Origin of the sequence: Oceanisphaera psychrotolerans, from assembly GCF_001870485.1 — a bacterium.
Lineage (GTDB): Bacteria > Pseudomonadota > Gammaproteobacteria > Enterobacterales > Aeromonadaceae > Oceanimonas > Oceanimonas psychrotolerans.
On record NZ_MDKE01000025.1, the window covers coordinates 1 to 16,707 of the forward strand.

Below are 16,707 nucleotides of genomic sequence, written 5' to 3' on the forward strand. Positions count from 1 at the left end.
TCCTGATAGCCAAAAACACGGAAACCTCACTTGCGAAAAGCGAGGTGTCCATATAGGGTTCACGGCGAGTCGGCGGAGCTGGCCCTTTGTCCGACTTAATGCTGCAATCAGAGTCGAAAGAGGTTACCCCCGGGGGTGGTGCTCTTCGTGCAGGGCGTTGAGTCGGTGGGTCGCGACGTGGGTGTAAATCTGGGTGGTGGACAGGTCCGAGTGACCCAGCAGCAGCTGTACCACCCGCAGGTCGGCACCGTGGTTGAGCAGGTGGGTGGCAAAGGCGTGACGCAGGGTGTGTGGCGACAGTTCGATGCCGATACCGGCGCGCTGGGCATAGAGCTTGATGCGATGCCAGAAGGTCTGGCGGGTCATCTGCCGTGATCGCCGCGAGGGAAACACCACGTCGGACGATTGTTCACCCAGCAGCGTCGCCCGCGCCTCTTTCAGGTAGCGGGTCAGCCAGTACAGCGCCTCCTCTCCCATCGGCACCAGCCGTTCCTTGTTACCCTTGCCGGTCACCCGCACCAGCCCCTGACGCAGGCTGACGCTTTCCATCGTCAGGCTGACCAGTTCGGTCACCCGCAGGCCGGTGGCGTACAGCAGCTCCAGCATGGCCTTGTCGCGTAGTTCCAGCGGATCTTCAACCTCCGGCTCCTGCAACAGGCTGGAAACCTGCTGCTCGCTCAAATCCTTGGGCAGTCGTTTGGGCAGCTTGGGACCGGCGATCAGGATGCTGGGATCGTCTTCCCGCAACTGTTCGCGATGCAGGTACTGAAAAAAACGGCGCAGCACACTCAGCATGCGAGCGGTGCTGCTGGCCTTGAACCCCAGATCCAGCCGATGGGCCAGGTACTGCTGCAGGGTCAGGCCGTCCACCGCCAGCAGGCTGCTGCCCTCTCCGTCCAGCCAGGCGGCGAAGTGCGACAAGTCGCTGCGGTAAGAGGCCAGGGTGTTGTCCGCCAGACCTTTTTCCAGCCAGAGGGCATCCACAAATTGTTCCACCAGGGGGTAGCTCATCCATACTCCGGGCTCTGCCCTGTACACGGGCTTCTGTTATGATGGGGCCATTGTCTGAAGCGATAACGGAACCCCATGAATATCGGTTTATTTTACGGCTCTACCACCTGTTATACCGAGATGGCTGCCGAAAAAATCGGTGCCCAGCTCGGCGCCGATCTGGTCGACCTGCATAATATCAAGGATGTGCCGCTCAAGCGCGCCGAAGACTATCCTGTCCTGCTCTTCGGCATTTCTACCTGGGATTTCGGCGAACTGCAGGAAGACTGGGAGTCCCACTGGGACGACATCGACGACCTGGATCTGGAAGGCCGGGTCGTGGCGCTGTTCGGCATGGGTGATCAGCTCGGCTATGGCGAGTGGTTTCAGGATGCGCTGGGCATGCTGCACGACAAGGTCGTCGCCCGTGGCGCCACCCTGGTGGGCTACTGGCCCAACAAGGGTTATGAGTTCGAGGCCTCCAAAGCACTCACCGAAGACGGCGACTACTTCGTTGGCCTCTCGCTCGATGAAGCCAACCAGTACGACGACACCGACAGCCGCATCCAGACCTGGGTAGCGCAGATACTGGAAGAAATGGCCAGCCTGTAACGCCCAGGGTTTATCGGTCGGGGCTTCCGGGGCAGAAATATGTTCGGATCACTTTCGCCCCGGGGCCTCAGCTTTTTTTTGCCGAGTACATGGCGTCATCCGCATGGCGTAATAGCTGCTCTTCATCATTCCCATGAAGAGGAAAAAGCGCAATGCCGATACTCGGCAAAATATGCACCTGGCGCCCCGCCAGATCAAAGGGGCGGGCGAATACTTGGCGGATCTTTTCTGCCACCAGAGTGGCTTGCTCTGGCTGCTCGATGGACTCCAGCAATACCACAAATTCATCGCCACCCAACCGCGCCAGCGTATCGCACTCGCGTATACACAACTCAAGCCGCCGGGCCACTTTTTCCAGCAGAAGATCACCGGTCATATGGCCGAAGGTGTCGTTGATCGCCTTGAACTTGTCCAAATCCAGATAGAACAGGGCCAGCTGCCCCTGATGGCGTCGTGCCTTGGCCAGTGCCAGCTGCATGCGGTCATGGAACAGCGCCCGATTGGGCAAGCCGGTAAGCTGATCATGGAGGGCAATATGCTGCAGGCGGGCCATCATTTGTTTGCGCTCGATGGCATCGGCAACTTGCCTGGATACAAACTGCAGCAGTTCCCGATCCTTTTCCGTATAACGGCCATGCTCGGCACAACTCTGCACAATCAAGGCGCCGATAGTGCCATTGCGGGACTGAAGCGGAACACCCAGCGAGCTTTTCAAATAGTGGCCACACAGGGCACAAGCTACCGAGGCTTCGGCGCTCTCCGCTTCATCTTCCGGAGTCAGCAGCAAGGTCTGGCCACCACGAATGACCCGGTTGCAAAGTGTGTCCGAGTCTATCTGTTGCGGGGCTGGTAGGGGATCAGACTTGTCAACATGATAGGGAAAGCTCACCTCGCCGCTCGCTTCATCATAAAGCGCAATGTAAAAATGAGTCGTCGGCAGCAAGGCCCCTATGATCCGGTGAATCCGCTGGAACAAGGTGCCCAGATCATCCACCTCGTGAACGGCTTCGGAAATGGCGTACAGTGCCGCCTGCATCTGCTCCGCCTGCTTGCTGCGGGTGATGTCCCGGGCAACCGCAATTCGTACCTGGTCGGTTTCCGACCAGCGGGCCGACCACATGATGTTGACTACCTGGCCATCTTTACGTACATAGCGGTTTTCAAAGTGGGGCTGGGGTTCGCCGGAGATGACCTGGGCGGCGGTCTGCAGGGTACACTCCCTGTCTTCGGGAAAGACCAGTTCGATCATGGGCCTGCCGACCATTTCTTCCGGGGTATAACCAAATATACGCTCGCAAGCAGCACTCACGTAGACAAAGCGCCCTTCTTTATCCACCACGCAAATGGCATCGAGCAAGAGATCCATAAACTTGCTCGACGAGGCGAAGGTGTTTTCTGTCATGTTACATCCCTGTGATGGCGCAATAAGTCAGTCCCTCTGAGCCGATGCCGTGGCCGCCTGGCGCAGCCCGGTAAACCTAAGTCTAACCTACTGGCCCCATTTCAAAAATTTAGTAACCGATTTTATAAGTCAGCCCCTTGAGCCTATCTAAAAAACAATAAAAGACGGCCATTAAAAAGGGCGGCCTGCGCCGCCCCCTGGGGATGATACCGGAGTAACGTCCAGTTTATGCGATGGCTGCCTGCCTGGCCTTGCCGGCCGCCAGGCCAATCACGGCGGCGGCGAGGGTCGGCAGCACCCAGGCCATGCCGATATCGAACATCGGCAGGAAGGTGAAGACACTCATGTTCAGGCCGGCCGCCTGCATGCCGTCGATCAGGCCGAAGGCAAAGGCCACCGTCATGATCAGGCGGAAGGCGAACACCGGTGAACGCATCAGCGGCCGCAGATAGGTGGCCAGCACCAGAGCCACCGCCACCGGATAACAGGCCACCAGTACCGGAATGGACACCGAAATCAAGGTGCTCAGACCGACGTTGGCCACCAGCATACAGGCCAGGGCGTTGATGGCGACCCAGCTCCGGTAACTGCCCTTGCCGGTCAGGCGATGGAAGTAATCGGCACAGGACGACACCAGGCCCACCGCGGTGGTGATACAGGCCAGCGAGACGATGGCCGCCAGTATCCACAGGCCCGGCGCGCCGAACAGCGACAGCACATAGGCGCTGATGATCTCGCCGCCGTTGCTGGCCGACTCCACTACGCCCAGGCTGGTGCCACCCAGAATAAACAGGGATATGTAGACGAAGCCCAGACCGGCGGCGGCAATCAGCGCCGCTATCATCAGATAGCGGGACTGGGCACGGGTATCGGTCACGCCCTTCTGGCGCAACACGTCCAGGATCAGCATGCCGAACATCAGGGCGGCGAAGGTATCCATGGTGTTATAGCCTTCGATAAAGCCCTTCACGAACGGCTGAGCCAGATAGGCCTCGGCCACTTGTGGCTGAGTACCCTGGGGGCTGACGAATACCGCCACCGCCAGTGCCACCAGCAGCAGCAGCAGTATCGGGGTCAGCACCTTGCCCACCGCATCCAGCAATCGACCCTGATTGAGTGACAGCACCAGCACCAGACCGAAAAAGCCGATGGTATAGAGGGTCAGGGTCGTCTGGCCCGGATCATTCAAAAACGGCTTCAGGCCCATCTCGTAGGCCACCAGGCCGGTACGGGGTGCGGCGAAGGCCGGACCGATGATGATGAAGATGGCGGTGGCCATCAGGGTCACCACGGCCGCGGGCAGATAACGGCCCATGGTCGGCAAACCGCCACCGGCGAGGGCGGCGGCGATGAGGGTGACCAGCGGCAGACCGACGGCGGTGATCAAAAAGCCGAACATGGCGCTGTTCAGATTTTCACCGGCCAGAAAGCCGGCCAGTGGGGGGAAAATGATGTTCCCGGCCCCCAGAAAGAAGGCGAAGGTCATGAACCCCAGGCCCATCACATCAAACGTGGATAACGATCTGTTCACAGCAAACCTCATTGCGGCAGCGCGCATAATGAAAGTTTCGTTTGGAAACTAACGACATTAACGATATGGCTGACCACCGGAAATATGCGGAAAAATCCTGAAATCCGACAGCCGCCGAGCACGGCAGTAGCATAATGATGTGAAAAACAGATTCAAGGCGAAATTTACATCTTCAGGTAGAAGGGCGCCACCATTCCTTTGTATGTATCGCCATAACCATTATTTTTAGTATTAATGACAATACTTGATACCATTTTGCAGTGCTTAACTCTGGAAAATAACATCAAAAAACGAACCGGCTCCTTCCCCTCCCTAGTGATAACGTCTTGCCTTTCCACCAGATAGAAGTCATTTGAGTCAGCCTGAATCATCGCCTCCGCCAGCGCCTGTATCGGCAACACCACGGCTAAGCTGCCCGCCTCGGCCAGCAGGCGCCGACTATGAGAAAACAGCTCCGCCAGCGTCAGGCTGACCGTATGCCGTGCATCGGCCCGGGCGGCACAGCGGAAGTCCTGGCCATGCACAAAGTAAGGCGGGTTGGAGACAATCAAGTCGAAAGCCGGCGCCGAGTACTGTTGCAGGGCGCCTCGTTCGATGGTGACCTTCTCCGGCCAGGGCGATGCCAGCGCATTTTCCCGCGCCTGTCCGGCGGCGGCTTCATCCAGCTCTAATCCAACTATTTTTACCCCGGGATCGCTGCGCTGAGCCAGCATCAGTGCCACCAGCCCCGAACCGGTGCCCACGTCCAGAATGCGGCGGGCAGCGCCTGTCGGCGCCCAGGCACCGAGCAGAATACCGTCGGTGCCCACCTTCATGGCACAACGGTCGTGATTGATATGAAACTGCTTGAAAGTAAAGCCGTGGCTGCTCATGCTGATCCTGTCAGGTTTTTTTGTCCAAGTTCCCCTATAATACCCGCCTTTTAGGCTGACGAGACCGATCATGAGCAGTATGACCTTCGAGCAACTGGAACTGGATCCCATCCTGGTTCGCGCCCTGGCTGACATGGGCTATGCCAAACCGACCACCATTCAGAGCCAGGTCATCCCCGCAGCCATGAGCGGACGGGATATCATGGCTTCCGCCCCCACCGGCACCGGCAAGACGGCATCGTTTCTGCTGCCGATTTGTCAGCACCTGCTGGACTTTCCTCGTCGCCAGGCAGGTCCAGCCCGTATCCTGATCCTGACGCCCACGCGCGAGCTGGCCATACAGATCGCCGACGATGCCAAAAAGATATTGAAAAACACCGCGCTGCGGGTGGAAGTGATCACCGGCGGGGTACATGAAAGCCAGCACCTGCCTGCCCTGACCAAAACCACCGATATCGTGGTCGCCACCCCGGGCCGCCTGCTGCAATACATAGATGAAGAATCTTTCGACAGCCGCGATATCGAAATGCTGGTGCTGGATGAAGCGGACCGTATGCTGGACATGGGCTTCATCAAGGATGTGGACCGCATCGCCGCCGAGGCCCGCTGGCGCCGGCAGACCATGCTGTTCTCCGCCACCCTGGAAGGCCGCGGTCTGATGAAGTTTGCCGCCGATCTGCTGAAAGATCCGGTAGAGATTACCGCCGAGCCGCCACGCAGCGAACGCAAAAAAATCAACCAGTGGGTGCACCTGGCGGATAACCCCGAGCACAAGTTTGCCCTGCTGCTCCATCTGCTGCGCCAGCCCGACGTCACCCGCAGCATCATCTTCGTCAAGACCCGGGATCGGCTGATGGAACTGGCCAGCCGTCTGCAGCAGGAAGGGCTGCACAATGCCTGGCTGCGCGGTGAAATGGAGCAGGAAAAACGTATCGAGGCACTGGGTCGCTTTCGTATCGGCAGAGTCAATATTCTGGTGGCCACCGATGTGGCATCTCGCGGTATCGATTTACCCGAGGTGAGCCACGTGATCAACTACGATATGCCGCGCACCGCCGATGTCTACGTGCATCGCATCGGTCGTACCGGTCGTGCCGGTCAGAAAGGCACCGCCATCAGTCTGGTGGAAGCCCACGACATGCCCCTGCTGGTTCGGGTAGAAAAATATACCGAAGAAGTACTCAAGCGCCGGGTCATCGACGAACTGCGTCCCAAGCATAAAGAGGCCAAGGTCGCTTCACGCAAGAAGAAAGACGGCGACAGCAAAGGCAAGAAAACCGCTCAGCCCAAGAAAAAAGAGAAGGTGCGTCTGCGGGATACCAAAGCCAAGGGCAAACCGAAATGGGCCGTCGCCAAGCAGGATGCAACCAAGAAGCCGTCGGGCGCCAGAAAAGCCGGTAGCAACAAGGTGGAAGGCGGCAAGGACGACGAATAAACTCCTAGCCGCCGCTCGGCGAAACGCGCAACGGCGGCCGTTTCCTGCTCGACTATGCTTAGGCAACAGCAGGCAGGGAGGCATTCTGATGTTCAAGTATTATTCGGGTACGGAACGGCGGCGGCTGCAGCGCCGGCAGATCCTGGATCGACGGGATTTGCTCCGCTGGGAACCGGAACGGCAGGAACGCCGTCACCAACGCGGCAGACGCACCGTCGATAACGCCAAGACCCTGTGGGATCGGTAATATCCGCACCACTAAACATCTACTCAGACTTTAGGCCGTCTCACCAGAGGCAACACAACCGTCTCCCACGACACGCCATAAACTCATCCCTGAGGGCTCGGAAAATGCCATCCTTGGCATTTCACGGTCGTGGGAGATCGTCTCTGCTGCCTCTTCCTGAGCTCCGAGTTGCCTGCAGACAGTGCCAACAGACGACTCTGCAGCATCAAGAAGGACATGAGCATCAAAAAGATCGAAGTTTAATACGATAGGTATAAAGTGCAGCTCATAAAAAAACCGGTCCATTGGGACCGGTCAAAAAATGAAGAAGAGAGAGAATTCAAATTCAGTAAGCACACCTAATAAGAGAGCAGCCGGGACGAAAGGTTCAAGGTTTTTTGCTCTTTTTTGTGCCGAAGCCGCTTTTATTGCTCTTCCCGCCGGAACACCAGCTCGGTGGCCGTCGATTCCGCTTCCACAAAATAATAACCGGCACTGTCGAAGGCCGTCAGCTGACTCACCTCGGTCAGCCGGTGCTCTATGATATAGCGCGCCATCATGCCCCTCGCCTTCTTGGCATAGAAACTGATTATCTTGTACTGGCCATTCTTGCAATCCTTGAACACCGGCGTGATGATTTGCCCGTCCAGCTTTCTCGGTTTCACCGCCTTGAAATATTCGTTGGAGGCCAGATTGATCAGCACGTTATCGCCCTGTTCCGCCAGCGCCTGGTTGAGCCTGTCGGTGATGATATCGCCCCAGAACTGGTACAAATCCTTGCCCCGTTCGTTGTCCAGCCTGGTTCCCATCTCCAGCCGGTAGGGCTGCATCAGATCCAGCGGTCGCAGCACCCCATAGAGTCCCGACAGCATGCGCAGGTGCAATTGTGCGAAGGCGAAATCATCCGGGCTCAGACTCTCGGCGTCCAGCCCGGTATAGACATCGCCCTTGAACGCCAGCAGCGCCTGCTTGGCATTGGCCGGGGTAAAGTCCGGCTGCCAGTCGGCAAAGCGGGCGGCATTGAGCCCGGCCAGCTTGTCGCTGATCCCCATCAGCTTGCCAATCTCGGCCGGCGTCAGCCGGCGCGCACGCTCGACAAGCTCGGCCGAGTGCGCCAGCAGCTCGGGCCGGGTGAAGGCGTCGATCACCGGCGGCGTGTCGAAATCGAGGGTCTTGGCGGGGGAAACCACTATTAACATGGGGGTCCTCTGAATATCTATGACGGCTTGCTCCACCATGGCAACAGGCCACGCACGATGGGGCAAACCGCGGTATGAATTAATCGGTATCGATGGTCACGTTATCGAGCAGACCGGCATCCATGCCGCCGCCGCCCTGCAACTTGATCATCAGCCGCAGATCGTTGGGCGAATCGGCATAGGCCAGCGCTTCGGTGTAACCGATGTGGTGCTGGCTATAGAGATCAAACAACGCCTGATCGAAGGTCTGCATGCCCAGCTCGCGGGATTTGGACATGATTTCTTTCAGCCGGTGCATATCTCCCTTGCGGATCACGTCGGCCACCAGCGGGGTGTTCAGCAGGATCTCGAAGGCGCCACGGCGCTGGCGGCCATCCTGGGTCGGGATCAGCTGCTGCGCCACTATCGCCTTGAGGTTGAACGACAAGTCGAACTGCAACTGGCGATGCTTGCTTTCCGGCACCAGATGCATGATCCGATCCAGCGCCTGGTTGGCGTTATTGGCATGCAGGGTGGCCATGCACAGATGACCGGTTTCGGCGAAGGACAGCGCATAGCCCATGGTTTCTTCCGAGCGGATTTCGCCGATCAGAATCACGTTGGGCGCCTGTCGCAGGGAGCTTTTCAGCGCCGCATCGAAAGATTCGGTATCGGTGCCCACCTCGCGCTGGGTGATGATGGATCTTTCATGTTGATGGATATATTCCACCGGATCCTCGATGGTGAGGATATGCCCGTCCGAATGACGGTTGCGGTGGCCAATCATCGCCGCCAGGGAGGTGGACTTGCCGGAGCCGGTGCCGCCGACGAACAACACCAGGCCGCGTTTGGCCATGGCCACTTCCTGCAAGACCTCGGGCAGATACAGTTCCTCGAAGGTCGGGATCCGGCTCTCGATACGCCGGATCACCATGCCGGCCTGATCCTGCTGCCAGAAGGCGCTGACCCGAAAACGACCCAGTTGCTCGTCACTGATGGCGAAGTTGGCTTCTTTCTGCCGGTGAAAGCGTTCGCGCCAGTCATCGTTCATGCAGGATTCCACCAACGCCAGCGCCTCCTCCGGGCTCAGTGCCGTGTCGGTCACCGGCAGCAGCCGCCCCTGGCTTTTGACCGTTGGCGGCACGCCGACGGAGATGTACATGTCCGAGGCCTGCTTGTCCAGCATGGCCTGCAGCAAAGGCGTGAGTGTCATATTACCTCCAGCTATCAAATGCTTTGCGGATCCACCGCCTTGACGCGGGCTTCCACCGGGGCGACCATGCCGCTGCTGACCAGCAGTTTCAGGCACTGATCCATGGTTTGCATGCCGTGGGCCATGCCGGTCTGGATCACCGAATACATCTGCGCCACCTTGTCTTCCCGGATCAGGTTACGGATCGCCGGCGTACCGAGCATGATCTCGTGGGCGGCAATACGGCCCCCGGTTTCCTTCTTCAGCAGGGTCTGCGAGATCACCGCTCGCAGCGATTCGGAAAGCATGGATCGTACCATGTCCTTCTCGGCTCCGGGAAAGACATCGACGATACGATCGATGGTCTTGGCCGCAGACGAAGTATGCAGGGTACCGAACACCAGGTGGCCGGTCTCGGCCGCGGTCAGCGCCAGACGGATGGTTTCCAGATCCCGCAGTTCCCCCACCAGGATGATGTCCGGATCTTCCCGCAGGGCCGAACGCAGGGCGTTGCTGAACGAATGGGTATCACGGTGCACTTCACGCTGGTTGATCAGGCACTTCTTGTTGCTGTGCACAAATTCGATGGGATCTTCGATGGTGAGGATATGCTTGTTGTAGTTCTCGTTGATATGGTCAATCATCGCCGCCAGGGTGGTGGATTTACCGGAACCGGTCGGCCCGGTCACCAGCACCAGCCCACGGGGGAATTCGGAGATGCGACGAAAAATATCCGGCCCGCCCAGCTGATCCAGACTCCAGACCTCGCTCGGGATCACCCGGAACACCGCCGCCGCGCCACGGGACTGATGATAGGCATTAACCCGGAAACGAGCCAGGCCCGGCAGCTCGAAGGAGAAGTCGGCCTCGAGGTTTTCTTCCAGCTCCTTGCGCTGACGATCGTTCATGATGTCATACACCAGCCGTTGCACCTCGCGATGATCCAGCTCCGGCAGGTTGATCTTGCGCACCTCGCCGTCCACCCGTATCTGCGGCGAAACCCCGGCGGACAGGTGCAGATCCGATGCATTATGCTTTACACTAAACGCCAATAATTCCGTAATATCCATATCCTCTCCCTGTCGCTCTTGGTTTATTACCCATATGAATACTATCGTACAGCACCTGCAAAAAGTTCACGACAGAATCGCAGCCGCCGCCGCAATCTGTGAGCGAAGTCCCAATGATATCCAGCTGCTGGCGGTGAGCAAGACCAAGCCCGCCACCGACGTGCAGGCCGCCTACGCCGCCGGACAACGCCAGTTCGGTGAAAACTACGTGCAGGAAGCCGTCGATAAAATAAGTGCCCTGAAAGCAGAGTGCCCCGGCATCCGCTGGCACCTGATCGGCCCGCTGCAGTCCAATAAAAGCCGCCTGGTAGCCGAGTCCTTCGACTGGGTACAAAGTGTGGACCGGCTCAGAATAGCACAACGGCTCAGTGACCAGCGGCCCGGTAACATGCGGCCGCTCAACATCTGTCTGCAGGTCAACATCAGTGGCGAAGAAAACAAATCCGGCCTGCAGCCCGCCCAGGTGGAAGAACTGGCCCGGCAAGTCAGCCAGTTACCCGGATTATGCCTGCGCGGGCTGATGGCAATACCGGAGGCAACCGACAATTCCGACCGACTGAAGACGCAATTACTAGAGTTGAAGCAACTCTTTGATAGAATGGCGGAAAAATATCCTCAGATGGACACCCTGTCGATGGGGATGAGCACGGATCTCGAACTCGCAGTGGCCTGTGGCAGCACCCTGGTAAGGGTTGGCACGGCTATATTTGGCTCTCGCAACTATTGAGTGATCATTGATGGAACACAGAAAACTCGCCTTTATCGGCGCGGGCAACATGTCACGCAGCCTGATCTCCGGACTGATCCAGTCAGGCTATCCGGCCGATGCCATTATGGCGGTCAACCCGTCCCGGCCCAAGTTGGATGCGCTGGCCGCCGATTTCGGCATTCATACCTCCCAGAATAACGCCGAGGCCGCCAACTGGGCCCAGGCTCTGGTACTGGCAGTGAAGCCGCAGATGATGGCCACCATGCTGGAAGCGCTGGTACGCTCAACCGGCGGACTCGATGGCAAGCTGCTGATCTCCATCGCCGCCGGCATCAGTGTGACCCGCCTGGAGCAGATGGCCGGCCAAAGCCGCATCGTACGCACCATGCCCAATACCCCGTCGCTGCTGGGACTGGGCATGACTGGCCTCTATGCCAGAGAACATGTCGAGCAGGCGGACCGGGACTACTGCGAGCAGATGATGCAGGCGGTAGGCAAGACCCTGTGGGTGGCACAGGAAGACGGTATCAATCAGGTCATCGCCGCCGCCGGCAGCGCCCCCGCCTATTTCTTCCTGTTCATGGAAGCCATGGCGACGGAAGCCGTAAAACAGGGTTTCACCGAACAGGAAGCCCGCTTGCTGGTACAGCAAACCGCCCTGGGCGCCGCCAATATGGTGGCTGCCAACCCCGATACCAGTCTGGGTGATCTGCGGGCCCAGGTGACCTCCAAGGGGGGCACCACCGCCGAGGCCATACGCAGCTTCCAGCAGCAGGGGCTGGAACAATTGGTGGCCGATGCCATGGCCGCCGCCGTGGCGCGGGCGCGGGAACTGGAAACGCAGCTCTAAGGAAACATGATGAATACCGCTTACTACCTGATTAACACCGTGTTCGACCTCTACCTGATGGTGGTGCTGCTGCGGATCTGGCTGCAGCTGGTCAGGGCGGATTTTTATAACCCGTTCAGCCAGTTCGTGGTCAAGGCCACCAATCCGGTGCTGAAACCGCTGCGCCGCTTCATCCCCGGCTTTTTCGGTATCGACTTTGCCGCCGTGGTACTGGCGATATTGGTGGCCACCGCCAAGCTGATGCTGTTCAAGGCCATGAACCTGCTCTATGCGGACTGGAGCACGGTCGTGCTGGTGGGACTGATCACCGTGCTGAAAAAGGCCGGGGTCATGCTGTTCTGGATCCTGATCATCCGTGCGCTGCTGAGCTGGGTCAGCCAGGGCCGCAGCCAGATTGAATACGTGATGTTCCAGCTGACCGAACCGCTGCTGGCGCCCTTGCGCCGTATTATTCCGCCGATGGGTGGCCTGGACTTATCCATGCTGCTGGCCTTTATCGGCCTGCAGGCCCTCAACTGGTTGATGGGAGATCTGTTCGGCCAGCTGTGGTGGCAACTTTAACTCGGCCGGTCCGGCTGGAGCAGGGCCGGCTCTATCTCAGCCTGTATCTGCAACCCAAGGCCAGCCGGGATCAGTTCCTCGGCCTGCACGGCGAGGAACTCAGGGTCGCCATTACCGCGCCACCGGTGGACGGCAAGGCCAATGCCCACCTGCTGAAATGGCTGGCCAAGCAATGCCGGGTGGCCAAGTCGCAGGTGGTGTTGCTGGCGGGCGAAAGCAGTCGTCACAAGAAGCTGCTCATCGAGTCCCCACGGGAAATCCCGCCGATGCTGGCGGAACTCCTGGCCAACTCGGCCTAAACTAACAATAACGCCCTCTGAAATAAGGAACGGCTATGTTCAAAGCTATTTTTTCGGCCCTGGTGCTGCTGTTTGCGTCTCACAGTCTGGCCACGGAAATCAAGGTCGGCGACTGGACCGTTCATTACAGTGCCCTGCCCTCCACCTTCCTGACTCCGGAAGTGGCTCGTACCTACCAGATAGAGCGCAGCCGCTATAACGGCATCCTGAATATTGCGGTACAGGATCAGGACGGCACGCCATTGCAGGTAAACCTCAACGGCGAAGGCAAGACCCTGATCGGCACGGTGCGCAAGCTGGAGTTCCAGACGGTGCGCGAAGGTGACGCCATTTACTACATCGCCGAATATCCTTACCGCAACGAAGACAACGTGCTGTTCACCATCGATATTCAGAGCCCGACCCAGGGTGGAGAGTTTTCCTTCCGTCATACCTTCTATACCGACTAAGGCTTCGCTGGGGAGGAGTAACCCGTTTTACTCCTCCCCCCTTTCGCCTCACATCTTTCCCCTACAGTGGTATCATGCCCGCTCGCGGTATTCCTCAGGAGCGAAAGGTGACTCAACAAATCGTACTGGCCTCCGGCAACGCCAAAAAAGTTGCCGAACTGCAAAGCCTGCTCGGCGAGCTGGGCATGACCGTGACGCCCCAGACCGAACTGGGGGTGAGTGACGCCATTGAGACCGGCACCACCTTCGTGGAAAACGCCATCATCAAGGCCCGCCATGCAGCCGCCGTGACCGGACTGCCGGCCATCGCCGACGACTCCGGACTGTCGGTGGAGGCCCTCGACGGCCGCCCCGGAGTCTATTCCGCCCGCTTTGCCGGAGAGGGAGCCAGCGATCAACAAAACCTGGAACTGCTGCTGTCCGAACTGAAGGGCGTGCCCACCGGGCAACGTCAGGCCACCTTCTGGTGTGTGCTGGTCTACATGCGCCATGCCTACGACCCCACCCCGCTGATCTGCAGCGGCTCCTGGGAAGGCTGCATTACCGAGCAAGCCCAGGGCGAGCAGGGCTTTGGCTACGATCCCGTCTTCTTCGTATCCGAGGCCGGCAAAACCGCCGCCGAGCTCAGCGCCGCCGAGAAAAACCGTCTCAGTCACCGCGGCCAGGCCCTGCGCCAGCTGCTGACCCAGCTACAAGAGCAAGTCTGATGCTGCAGTTGCCTCCGCTCAGCCTCTATATCCATATTCCCTGGTGTGTGCAGAAGTGCCCCTACTGCGACTTCAACTCCCACACCATGAAAGACACCATTCCCGAGCAGGCCTATGTGGCGGCACTGCTGGATGACCTGCGCCAGGATCTGCATCTGGCGCAGGGGCGTCCGTTGCACAGCATCTTTATCGGCGGCGGTACTCCCAGCCTGCTGACGCCCGAGGCCATCAGCCGGCTGCTGAGCGGGGTGCAATCCCTGATCCCCTTCGAGGACAACATCGAAATCACCCTGGAAGCCAATCCGGGTACGGTGGAGGCCGGCCGCTTCGCCGGTTTCAGGGCCGCCGGCATCAACCGTATCTCCATCGGCATTCAGAGCTTCCAGTCCGACAAACTGCACCGCCTCGGTCGTATCCACGATCCGGAGCAGGCCCGCTTCGCCGCCCGGGAAGCGGCGAGCGTGGGGCTGAACACCTTCAATCTGGATCTGATGCACGGCCTGCCCGAGCAGAGCCTGAACGATGCGCTTTCGGATCTGGAGCAGGCCATCGCGCTGGCACCACCGCATCTGTCCTGGTATCAGCTCACCATAGAGCCGAATACCCCGTTCGCCTCGCGCCCGCCGGCGCTACCGGAAGACGAGGTGCTGGCCGATATCTACGAACAGGGCCACGCCCTGCTGCTGGCTCATGGTTATTGCCAGTACGAAGTCTCCGCCTACGCCAAACCGGGGCATGAGGCGAAGCACAACCTCAATTACTGGCGCTTCGGCGACTACCTGGGGATCGGCTGTGGCGCCCACGGCAAAATTACCCTGCCACTGGAGGGCAAGCTGGTGCGCACCGTCAAGGTCAAGCATCCCAAAGGCTATCTGGAGCCGGCCCGCCCCTACCTGGATCAGTACTGGCCCATAGCAGCACAGGACCTGTCGCTGGAATACTTCATGAACCGGCTGCGACTGTTCGAACCCATTCCTCAGCAAGAGCTGCAAAACCTGACCGGACTGTCTGCCGACCGGCTGCAGGCCCCGCTGGCGGAGGCATTGCGACTGGGGCTGCTGGACGATGACGGTTCACACTGGCAGGTAACGCCGCTGGGACGACGCTTCCTCAACCGGCTGCTCGATTTGTTTATTACCGACTGATGCGGGTAAACTTGCCGTTATTACAGCCTTCACTCTGCGGGCCGGAGCTTTATGTCATCACTGGTTTACGAATTTCCTCTTAACGAAAAGTGCCGCAACTATCTGCGCCTCAGCGAGCTGCTGCTGCAGATCCAGCACTGTCGCAGCCTGACCGCCAGCGGTCAGGCCACCGCCCTGTTCAAGGCACTGCTCGATATCATGGAGCTGCTGGAGCGTTGCGACGTACGCACCGATCTGGCCAAGGATCTGGAGCTCCAGAAAAACAAGCTGGCCGCCTGGGCCCAGGCCCCCGGCATCGATGCCGCCGCCCTGGCCCAGCTGGAACAGCAGCTGGGCCAGCTCGGCCAGCAATTGCCCCGTGCCGCCCGTCTGGGCCAGCAGTTGCGGGAAGACAAGCTGCTGTCGGCCGTGCGCAGCCGGTTCGCCATTCCCGGCGGCCTCTGCGCCTTCGACGTGCCCCAGCTGCATTACTGGCTGAATCAGGCCCGGGAAAATCAGCAACGGGATATCGACGGCTGGCAGGCACAACTGCAGTTACTGCAGCAAGGCCTCGACTTGCTGCTGACCCTGTGGCGTGAAGTCGGCCAGTTTCGCCCCCAGCAGGCCATCAACGGATTCTTTCAGGACAATGCCGAACTGACCGAAATGATCCGCCTGCAGTTGCCGACCGATGTGCCGGCCTATCCGGTGGTCAGCGGCAACAAGTACCGCTATACCATTCGCTTCATGCCGATCGGTAATACCGATATCGGCAACATCGACTTTGAACTGGCCAATATCAAATGAACAAGATCACAACCGTTTTCTGCCCCACCTGCAAAAAACCGGTGGAGTGGACCGAACAAAGCCCCTTCCGTCCCTTCTGCAGCAAACGCTGCCAGCTGATCGACCTTGGCGAATGGGCCGACGAAGAAAAACGCATTCCCGGTGACCCCGCCTGGCTGCCGGAGCAGGATGATGAAAATGAGGTCTGACACCATTAAAAAATCGGTGCTGGTGGCCGTCGGCGTCATTGAAAATACCGATGGCGAGATCTTTATCTGTCGCCGCGGCGCCAGCCAGCACCAGGCTTACAAGTGGGAATTTCCCGGTGGCAAGGTGGAAGCCGGCGAGAGCGTGGCCCAGGCCCTGGCCCGGGAGCTGGCCGAGGAAATCGGCATTGCCGTGCGCTCCTGCCAGCCTTTCATGCGTATCGAGCACGACTACGGCGACAAGCAGGTGATACTCGACATCCGCAAGGTCACCGCCTTTACCGGCAAACCACAGGGCCTCGAAGGCCAGCCCAGCCGCTGGGTGCCGGTGACCGAGCTGCACAGCTACGACTTTCCCGCCGCCAACAGCCCCATCGTCGACAAACTGCTGACCGAAGCCGGAAACTGAGGCCACTCCATCTCCACCAGCTGTGGCCGGCGAGTGCTGTTATTCCGACGGTGGTCGCAAACGGAACAGATCACGACGTATTCAATACAGCGCCAGGTG

General features: G+C 59.1%; 20 protein-coding genes. 13 read left to right on the forward strand and 7 right to left on the reverse strand.

The window, feature by feature from the left end:
• Positions 1-123: 123 nt before the first annotated feature.
• Positions 124-1,011, reverse strand: a complete 888-nt coding sequence (gene xerD / locus BFR47_RS10200) for a site-specific tyrosine recombinase XerD (protein WP_071472973.1) — start codon at positions 1,009-1,011, stop codon at positions 124-126.
• Positions 1,012-1,086: 75 nt separating this feature from the next.
• Between xerD and fldB the strand changes: the two genes are divergently transcribed.
• On the forward strand, positions 1,087-1,602 hold the full coding sequence (gene fldB, locus BFR47_RS10205; protein WP_071472974.1) for a flavodoxin FldB: 516 nt from the start codon (positions 1,087-1,089) through the stop codon (positions 1,600-1,602).
• A 67-nt stretch (positions 1,603-1,669) separates the two neighbouring features.
• On the opposite strand, the gene BFR47_RS10210 is transcribed toward fldB, so the two are convergent.
• The 3 genes from BFR47_RS10210 to BFR47_RS10220 form a co-directional block, all read right to left on the reverse strand.
• The gene (locus BFR47_RS10210) at positions 1,670-3,004 is read right to left on the reverse strand and encodes a sensor domain-containing protein (protein WP_071472975.1); all 1,335 of its coding nucleotides are present in this window, start codon (positions 3,002-3,004) and stop codon (positions 1,670-1,672) included.
• A 226-nt stretch (positions 3,005-3,230) separates the two neighbouring features.
• A complete protein-coding gene (gene brnQ / locus BFR47_RS10215; protein WP_175514096.1) occupies positions 3,231-4,547 on the reverse strand; it encodes a branched-chain amino acid transport system II carrier protein in 1,317 nt (438 codons plus the stop codon).
• 152 nt (positions 4,548-4,699) lie between these two features.
• On the reverse strand, positions 4,700-5,407 hold the full coding sequence (locus BFR47_RS10220; RefSeq protein ID WP_071472977.1) for a tRNA1(Val) (adenine(37)-N6)-methyltransferase: 708 nt from the start codon (positions 5,405-5,407) through the stop codon (positions 4,700-4,702).
• A gap of 70 nt (positions 5,408-5,477) precedes the next feature.
• On the opposite strand from BFR47_RS10220, the gene srmB reads away from it, so the two are divergent.
• On the forward strand, positions 5,478-6,842 hold the full coding sequence (gene srmB, locus BFR47_RS10225) for an ATP-dependent RNA helicase SrmB (RefSeq protein ID WP_083399093.1): 1,365 nt from the start codon (positions 5,478-5,480) through the stop codon (positions 6,840-6,842).
• A gap of 88 nt (positions 6,843-6,930) precedes the next feature.
• Positions 6,931-7,089 carry a hypothetical protein gene (locus BFR47_RS18015; RefSeq protein ID WP_175514097.1) on the forward strand — a complete coding sequence of 53 codons (159 nt, stop codon included), beginning with the start codon at positions 6,931-6,933 and terminating at the stop codon, positions 7,087-7,089.
• 404 nt (positions 7,090-7,493) lie between these two features.
• Here the strand turns inward: BFR47_RS18015 and yaaA are convergent, their stop codons facing one another.
• From yaaA to BFR47_RS10240, 3 genes are all read right to left on the reverse strand, one after another.
• On the reverse strand, positions 7,494-8,267 hold the full coding sequence (gene yaaA / locus BFR47_RS10230) for a peroxide stress protein YaaA (protein WP_071472978.1): 774 nt from the start codon (positions 8,265-8,267) through the stop codon (positions 7,494-7,496).
• 79 nt (positions 8,268-8,346) lie between these two features.
• Entirely contained in the window at positions 8,347-9,459 is a 1,113-nt protein-coding gene (locus tag BFR47_RS10235) for a PilT/PilU family type 4a pilus ATPase (protein ID WP_071472979.1), read from the reverse strand.
• Between the two features lie 14 nt (positions 9,460-9,473).
• On the reverse strand, positions 9,474-10,508 hold the full coding sequence (locus BFR47_RS10240; protein ID WP_071472980.1) for a type IV pilus twitching motility protein PilT: 1,035 nt from the start codon (positions 10,506-10,508) through the stop codon (positions 9,474-9,476).
• A 34-nt stretch (positions 10,509-10,542) separates the two neighbouring features.
• On the opposite strand from BFR47_RS10240, the gene BFR47_RS10245 reads away from it, so the two are divergent.
• The 10 genes from BFR47_RS10245 to mutT all read left to right on the forward strand — a co-directional run bounded on the left by BFR47_RS10245 (position 10,543) and on the right by mutT (position 16,608).
• Positions 10,543-11,235 carry a YggS family pyridoxal phosphate-dependent enzyme gene (locus BFR47_RS10245; protein ID WP_071472981.1) on the forward strand — a complete coding sequence of 231 codons (693 nt, stop codon included), beginning with the start codon at positions 10,543-10,545 and terminating at the stop codon, positions 11,233-11,235.
• A gap of 10 nt (positions 11,236-11,245) precedes the next feature.
• A complete protein-coding gene (gene proC / locus BFR47_RS10250; protein WP_071472982.1) occupies positions 11,246-12,067 on the forward strand; it encodes a pyrroline-5-carboxylate reductase in 822 nt (273 codons plus the stop codon).
• 9 nt (positions 12,068-12,076) lie between these two features.
• Positions 12,077-12,628 (forward strand): YggT family protein, encoded by a 552-nt coding sequence (locus tag BFR47_RS10255; RefSeq protein WP_071472983.1) that lies wholly within the window; start codon positions 12,077-12,079, stop codon positions 12,626-12,628.
• Positions 12,616-12,927, forward strand: coding sequence for a DUF167 family protein (locus BFR47_RS10260; RefSeq protein ID WP_083399096.1), 312 nt, complete (start codon positions 12,616-12,618; stop codon positions 12,925-12,927). The genes BFR47_RS10255 and BFR47_RS10260 overlap by 13 nt, the downstream gene beginning before the upstream one ends.
• Before the next feature lie 35 nt (positions 12,928-12,962).
• Positions 12,963-13,376, forward strand: coding sequence for a DUF4426 domain-containing protein (locus BFR47_RS10265; protein ID WP_071472985.1), 414 nt, complete (start codon positions 12,963-12,965; stop codon positions 13,374-13,376).
• A gap of 107 nt (positions 13,377-13,483) precedes the next feature.
• Positions 13,484-14,083: an XTP/dITP diphosphatase gene (locus tag BFR47_RS10270; protein ID WP_245748879.1), complete on the forward strand. Its 600-nt coding sequence runs from the start codon at positions 13,484-13,486 to the stop codon at positions 14,081-14,083.
• Positions 14,083-15,228 carry a radical SAM family heme chaperone HemW gene (gene hemW, locus BFR47_RS10275; protein ID WP_071472987.1) on the forward strand — a complete coding sequence of 382 codons (1,146 nt, stop codon included), beginning with the start codon at positions 14,083-14,085 and terminating at the stop codon, positions 15,226-15,228. The genes BFR47_RS10270 and hemW overlap by 1 nt, the downstream gene beginning before the upstream one ends.
• 51 nt (positions 15,229-15,279) lie before the next feature.
• A complete protein-coding gene (gene zapD, locus BFR47_RS10280) occupies positions 15,280-16,014 on the forward strand; it encodes a cell division protein ZapD (RefSeq protein ID WP_071472988.1) in 735 nt (244 codons plus the stop codon).
• Positions 16,011-16,202, forward strand: a complete 192-nt coding sequence (yacG, locus tag BFR47_RS10285) for a DNA gyrase inhibitor YacG (protein ID WP_071472989.1) — start codon at positions 16,011-16,013, stop codon at positions 16,200-16,202. The genes zapD and yacG overlap by 4 nt, the downstream gene beginning before the upstream one ends.
• Positions 16,192-16,608 carry an 8-oxo-dGTP diphosphatase MutT gene (gene mutT / locus BFR47_RS10290; protein WP_139215153.1) on the forward strand — a complete coding sequence of 139 codons (417 nt, stop codon included), beginning with the start codon at positions 16,192-16,194 and terminating at the stop codon, positions 16,606-16,608. The genes yacG and mutT overlap by 11 nt, the downstream gene beginning before the upstream one ends.
• The last annotated feature ends 99 nt before the right edge of the window (positions 16,609-16,707 follow it).